Source organism: Lentilactobacillus sp. TOM.63 (assembly GCF_030361045.1).
Lineage (GTDB): Bacteria > Bacillota > Bacilli > Lactobacillales > Lactobacillaceae > Lentilactobacillus > Lentilactobacillus dabitei.
Genome location: NZ_JAUCAP010000175.1, coordinates 1 through 865 on the forward strand (window position 1 = coordinate 1; position 865 = coordinate 865).

At 44.2% G+C, this 865-nt stretch carries 1 protein-coding gene; it reads right to left on the minus strand.

All coding sequences use genetic code 11. The features are described from left to right. Positions 1 to 18: 18 nt before the first annotated feature. A protein-coding gene (locus QUF07_RS14005; RefSeq protein WP_089121852.1) for an IS5 family transposase occupies positions 19 to 806 on the minus strand; the annotation gives its coding sequence in 2 pieces (ribosomal slippage) (positions 19 to 548 and positions 548 to 806; 789 coding nt in all). Between the last annotated feature and the right edge of the window lie 59 nt (positions 807 to 865).

Below are 865 nucleotides of genomic sequence, written 5' to 3' on the forward strand. Positions count from 1 at the left end.
AGAAACTGTTTGAGATCTCTAAAAGCGGCGTAGGAAAACTGAGACAAACGCTAAAGTTACCATCGTTGTACTGGTGTGCAGCTGTCGTTCACAGTTTTTCCAGAGCCGACGATATTTTTCCAACCAGCTAAAGGAGCGTTCAATTATCCAGCGTTGTGGCAACACTTCAAATTTATGTAACTCATTTCGTTTGGCGACTTGGGTGGTCGCTTTTAAATTAAGCTGGACATCCATGGCGAAATTGCGGCCACTGTAACCACCATCAACCAATACGCTTCGAACCCGGCGTAAGTTTTCGGCGTTTAAGGCTAACATGGCACTGGCGCCGTCACGGTCAGAGACATTGGCCCGCGTTAAATGAATGGCTTGCGGAAAGCCATTCATATCCACTGCTAGATGCCGCTTAATTCCGGAAATTTTCTTACCGGCATCATAGCCTTTATTCTCGGCCGTTTCGGTATTTTTAACACTCTGAGCGTCAACGATAATGAAGGAAGTTAACGCCGAACGATCCTGCTTGGATCGTAAGGTAGCGACAATTTTTTTAAAACCTGATCTAACAGTGATGGCTCTGCTGGCGTTGGTTGCCGAGACCATAAGCGAAAATACGTGTAGACCGTTTGCCACTTGGGAAAATCATGCGGTAATGCCCGCCATTGAGCGCCGGTCTTTAAGATATATAGAATGGCACAGAAAACGTCATATAAATCAACTTGCCGCGGCTTCGTCCGTTGACAAAAGTTTTCTAGTTCTGAGCGAATGACTTCAAACTGTTGGCGAGTAATATTACTGGGATAATTAGGCATAACAATTTCCTTTTTTGCAAAAGTATACCAAAACTCAATTTAGATCTCAAACAGTTTCT